The sequence below is a fragment of the Novosphingobium sp. genome, from assembly GCF_027489515.1.
GTDB lineage: Bacteria > Pseudomonadota > Alphaproteobacteria > Sphingomonadales > Sphingomonadaceae > Novosphingobium.
On the sequence record NZ_JAIXZS010000056.1, the window covers coordinates 1 to 5,389 of the forward strand.

At 70.2% G+C, this 5,389-nt stretch carries 5 protein-coding genes and 1 riboswitch; of the genes, 4 read left to right on the forward strand and 1 reads right to left on the reverse strand.

The features are described 5' to 3' along the window. Window positions 1-5 precede the first annotated feature (5 nt). Window positions 6-200: riboswitch (cobalamin riboswitch) on the forward strand. 104 nt (window positions 201-304) lie between these two features. From Q0082_RS09840 to Q0082_RS09855, 4 genes are read left to right on the forward strand one after another with little or no spacing between them, the layout of a single operon-like run. Next, window positions 305-2,197 (forward strand): TonB-dependent receptor, encoded by a 1,893-nt coding sequence (locus tag Q0082_RS09840; protein WP_298192012.1) that lies wholly within the window; start codon window positions 305-307, stop codon window positions 2,195-2,197. Beyond that, window positions 2,197-3,129: an ABC transporter substrate-binding protein gene (locus Q0082_RS09845; RefSeq protein ID WP_298192014.1), complete on the forward strand. Its 933-nt coding sequence runs from the start codon at window positions 2,197-2,199 to the stop codon at window positions 3,127-3,129. Before Q0082_RS09840 ends, Q0082_RS09845 begins: the two co-directional genes overlap by 1 nt. Next, window positions 3,126-4,088 (forward strand): iron ABC transporter permease, encoded by a 963-nt coding sequence (locus tag Q0082_RS09850; RefSeq protein ID WP_298192016.1) that lies wholly within the window; start codon window positions 3,126-3,128, stop codon window positions 4,086-4,088. The genes Q0082_RS09845 and Q0082_RS09850 overlap by 4 nt, the downstream gene beginning before the upstream one ends. Then, complete coding sequence (locus Q0082_RS09855) at window positions 4,085-4,822, forward strand: ABC transporter ATP-binding protein (protein WP_298192018.1); 738 nt, start codon at window positions 4,085-4,087, stop codon at window positions 4,820-4,822. Before Q0082_RS09850 ends, Q0082_RS09855 begins: the two co-directional genes overlap by 4 nt. Before the next feature lie 285 nt (window positions 4,823-5,107). Here Q0082_RS09855 and Q0082_RS09860 read toward each other — a convergent pair. Beyond that, on the reverse strand, window positions 5,108-5,389 hold a 282-nt coding region (locus tag Q0082_RS09860), incomplete at its 5' end, for a hypothetical protein (RefSeq protein WP_298192020.1).

Sequence of the window (5,389 nt, forward strand, 5' to 3'; positions counted from 1 at the left end):
ACGCCACCGGTGCCCGCGAAAGCGGGCTAAGAGGGAATCCGGACAAGTCTTCAAAGGCTTGCACCCGGAGCTGCCCCCGCAACTGTGCCCGGATAGCGCCCTGTCCACGATGCCACTGGTCCCGCAAGGGGCTGGGAAGGCGGGCAGGGGGCGATGACCCCGGGCGAGCCAGGAAACCTGCCGGTGTGTGGTCGTTCCGCGGCCGGGCGGGGTGTACCGGGCGCATGCGTGAGATGGCGCGCCCTATGGCCCCGCGTCCTCTCCCGCCATGGACGGCAACGTCCATGGGCCGCGGAGAACACACGTGAAAAAACTCGCCATTGCCGCCCTTTCAGCAGCCGCGTTTGCTACCCCTGCGCTTGCGCAGAAGGCTGACGATATCGTCGTCGCCGACTACAAGGCAGACCCGGCCCTTATCACCGTCATCGCCACCGGCAGCCCCCAGCGCATCGACCAGACCGGCCAGCCGATCACCGTCCTGACCGCCGCCGATCTCGCCCGCCTGCAAGGCCCGGACATCACCCGCGCGCTCGAACAAGTCCCCGGCCTCGTCCTCAGCCGCAACGGCGGCCCTGGCGCCTTCACCGGCGTCCGCCTGCGCGGCTCGGATAGCGAGCAGGTCCTTGTCCTCATCGACGGCGTCCGCGTCGAAGATGTCGCCGCCCCCGGCGCCGGCTTCGATTTCGGTACGCTCACCACGGGCGGCATCGAACGCATCGACGTCCTGCGCGGCTCCAACTCGGTGACCTGGGGCAGCGCGGCGCTCGGCGGCATCATCGCCATCCAGACCCGCGAACTCGATGGCGTCGAAGCGAGCGCCGAAGGCGGCAGCCGTGGCTCCTTCGCCGGAGACGCCGCCGCCGGCCTCGCCAACAGCACATACGCCGTCTCGCTCACTGGTGGCTACACCACCACCGATGGCGTCTCCGCCGCCGCCGTCGGCACCGAGCCCGATGGCTTCCGCCAGTGGCGCCTTGGCGGCAAGGCCCGGCTCGATCTCGCCCCCGGCCTCTCGTTCGTCGCCAATGCCCGCTACGCCGATACCCGCACCGAGATCGACGGCTACCCCGCGCCCAACTACACTTTCGCCGATACGCCCGAATACCAGATCACCCGCCAGCTCTCCGGCCGCGCGGGCCTGCGCTACCAGGGCGATTGGCTGACCCTGGGCACCGGCTTCGCCCTGTCTGATACCAAGCGCGACTACTACGACCCGACCTTCGGCACCGCCCCGTCGTATGGCTACCGCGGCCGCAGCCACCGCGCCGATCTCACCGGCCGCGCCACACTGCCTGCAAACTTCGCGCTCGATTTCGGCGCTGACAGCGAATGGACGCGCTATTCCGGCACGTTCGATGCCCGTCAGACCGCGCGGCAGACCAGCGGCCACGCCATGCTCGGCTGGTATAGGCCGAACGCCTCGCTCGCCGCGGGCCTGCGCTATGATGATCACAGCCGCTTCGGCAACGCCACCACGCTGGGCGCAAACGGCACCGTCCGCCTCGCGCAAGGCCTGCGTCTGCGCGCCAGCTACGGTGAAGGCTTCAAGGCGCCCACCTTGTTCCAGCTCCTTTCGGACTACGGCAACGCCGCGCTCCGCCCCGAACGCAGCCGCAGCTACGACGCCGGGCTCGAATTCAAGGGCAACACTGTCACCGCCGCGTTCACCGTCTACCGCCGCGACAGCCGCAATCTGATCGCCTTCGTCTCATGCTTCGGCCAGACCACCGGCATCTGCACCAATCGCCCCTTCGGCACCTACGACAACGTCGGCCGCGCGCGCGCCGAAGGCGCCGAGGCCGAACTCACGCTGAAGCCCACAGGCACCTTCACCCTGCGCAGCCTCTACACCTATACCAAGGCGCGCAATCTCACCCCCGGAAGCGCCCAGTTCGGCAACGATCTTGCCCGCCGCCCGCGCCATGCGCTCACGCTCTCGGGCGACTTCGAAACGCCTCTGGCTCACCTCGCCCTCGGCGCAGACCTGCGGCTTATCAGCGGCAGCTTCGACAACGCGGCCAATACCGCCCGCCTCCCCGGCGGCGCGGTCGCCACCCTGCGCGCCAGCCTGCCGGTGAACGACCGCTTCACCCTCTACGCCCGCGTCGAGAACGTGTTCGACAACCGGCTCCCCACCGCCGCCGGCTACAGCGCCGTCGGCCGCGGCGCCTTCGCCGGCCTCAGGGTGAACTACTAATGCGCGATTGGCCCACCTTGCTTCTCCTCTCCCGCTTGCGGGAGGGGCTGGGGGTGGGCCTCGCAGCGCTGCTGGCAACCACGCTCCTCACCGCCTGCGTGCAGCAACCCCCGCGCGAGACCACCCACCGTCTCCCCACCATCGTCAGCCTCAACCCCTGTGCCGATGCGATTCTCGCCGAGGTCACCGCCCCCGGCCAGATCCTCGCGCTCTCGCACTACAGCGCGGATCCGCGCGCTGCCTCGATCGATCCGGCCAAGGCCCGACAATACCGCACCACGCGTGGCACGCTGGAAGAAGTCCTCACGCTCCGCCCCGATGTGGTGGTCGACAGCACCTTCGTCCCCCCCGCCACCGCCGCCGCTTACCGGCGTCTTGGCCTCCGTCTCGAAACACTCGGCATCGCCAGCACGGTCGAGGAAAGCCGCGCCCAGATCCGCGCACTCGCCGCGCTCGCCGGCAACCCCGCCAAGGGCGAGGCCCTGATTGCCCGCATCGACAACGCGCTCGCCGGGGCCGCGCCTGCGTCCGGCACGCCCGCCGTGCCCGCGCTGGTGTGGGAGCCCGGCGGCATCGTCCCCGGCGATAGCACCCTGATCGCCGAACTCCTCCGCCGCACCGGTTTCACCAATTTCGCCGCTGCGCGCGGGCTCGGCCAGGCCGATCAGCTCCCGCTCGAGCGCGTACTTGCCGATCCTCCGCGCGTAATCCTCGCGGCTGGCTCCGACCGCGCGCTTCAGCATCCTGCGCTGGGGCACCTCAAGGCCATCACCCGCGCCCCACTAGACCCGCGCCTGCTCTACTGCGCCGGCCCCACCATCATCCCCGCCGCCCGCCGCCTCGCCGAAGTGCGGCGCACCCTGTCTCCCCTCCCGCTTGCGGGAGGGGCCGGGGGAGGGCATGTTGCAGCCACACTGATGGCGAGCAAATGACCCGCCCCGTCGCCTTCCTCCTCGCGGCCCTCGCGCTGGCTATCCCGCTCAGCCTCCTCGCCGGGCAGGTCTGGCTGAACCCGTTCGCCCCCAGCGGCCCCAACGCCGCCATCATCCTCGCCGAATTGCGCGCCCCCCGCGCCGCGCTCGCGCTCGTGATCGGCGCAGGCCTCGGCGGAGCAGGGGCCGCGATGCAGGGCTACTTGCGCAACCCGCTCGCCGATCCCGGCCTGTTCGGCGTCGCCCCCACCGCAGCGTTCGGCGCGGTGCTCAGCCTCGCGCTCGGCCTTGGCGCCTTGCTCCCGCTCGCCGCGCTTGTCGGCGCCGCGCTCGCCATGGCCGCACTTGCGCTGATCGCGGGCAATGCGAGCAGTCCCAGTAGCACCACCCTGTTTGCGCTCGCCGGGCTCATGCTCGCCAGCCTTTCCGGCGCGCTCACCAGCCTCGTCATCAGCCTCGCGCCCAATCCCTTCGCGCTGTCCGAAATCGTCACCTGGCTCATGGGCAGCCTTGAAAGCCGGGCCTGGCCCGATGTCCTCCTCGCCGCACCGCCCACCGCGCTCGGCCTCATCCTCCTCGCCCGCGCGGCCCCCGCGCTCGATGCCCTCACCATGGGTGAGGAAACCGCCCGCTCCTTGGGCGTAAACCCCACGCGCCTGCTCTGGCTCATGGTCCTCGGCACCGGCCTTGTCGTCGGCGCCGGAGTCGCCGCTGCCGGGATCATCGGCTTCGTCGGCCTTGTCGTGCCCCACCTGTTGCGCCCCTACACCGATCAGCGCCCCTCCAGCCTGCTGCTGCCCAGCGCGCTCGGCGGCGCGCTCCTTCTGCTCCTGGCCGATTGCCTCTGCCGCCTGGTCCCCCTCGCGGGCGGCGAACTGCGCATCGGCATCGCGCTCAGCCTGATAGGTGCGCCGTTCTTCTTGGCGCTGCTCCTCCAGCTCAGGAGCGAGATCGCATGACCCTCACCGCTCGGAACCTCACCATCTCCGGCCGCCTGACGGACATCTCGATCACGCTGCGCCCCGGTGAGCTTACGGCGATCTGCGGCCCCAACGGCGCGGGCAAGACCACGCTGCTGCGCGTACTCGCGGGGCTTGAAGCGGGCCCGGTCAACCTCGGCGAAACCCCGCTCGCGGCGCTTGCCTCGCGCAGCCGCGCGCAGGCCATCGGCTATCTCCCCCAGCACGCGCACCCCGCCTGGAACCTCACCGCCAGCGCGCTCGTCCGCCTTGGCCGCTTGCCGCATCGCACCTCCCGCGCCGAGGATGATGCCGCCGTTCACGCCGCGCTCGCCGCGCTCGATTGCGTCCACCTTGCTGGGCGCGGCATCCACACCCTCTCCGGCGGCGAACGTGCCCGCGTCCTCCTCGCCCGCGTCCTTGCCGGAGGCCCGCAGTGGATCCTTGCGGACGAGCCGCTCGCCAGCCTCGATCTCGCCCACGCTGCCGCGCTCCTCGCGCATTTCCGCAAGCTGGCGGATCAAGACACCAGCCCGAAGACCGGCGTCGTCCTCGTCGTCCACAGCCTCGCCCATGCGATGAACCATGCTGACCGCGTGATTGTCCTTGATCGCGGCCGCCTCGCGGCAGATGGCCCGCCGCAATCCGCCTTGTCCGAAGAACTGATCGAGCACGTCTGGCGCGTCAACGCACGGTGGACCGGCCCCGTCGGCGCCCGCGCGCTTTCGCTCTGAACGCTGGCTCTCCCCGCCTCAGCGCAGCGGGGAGGGTGAGGGGGAGGGTGCCGCCAGCGTCTCGCTCAGCGCCGCCGCGAAGTCGCGCGCGAAATTCTCGGCGAAATGCGCTTGCTCGCCCGCCGCCATCGCTGGACGTGCCGCATGCGGCCCATCCCCCCGGCAAAACAACCGATCCGCCGGCGGCCGGCGATGCTGCGCGTCCTCATGCATGGACCTGTCCATACCGGCACCATACACCCGCTGCCACACACTGGTCTTGTATTCTCTCGACATGCCCGGCGATTAACCGAAACCGCCAACCCGCGCTGTGCGCACCAGCACAGTCGCTTCCATTTCCATTGTTGCGACATGCAGCTCGGCCAGCCACGCTTCTCCACCTTGCCCCCCGCGCCACCTTGCTATCGCGCGCCCCGCCACCCACGTGTCGCAAAACGCCCGCGCGCCCCTTGCCGGAATCGAACAAATCTGGAACAGACTGCCTCCATGTCCCTCAGCACCATCTCCATTCGCGGCGCGCGTGAGCACAATCTCAAGGGGATCGATGTCGATCTCCCGCGCGATAGC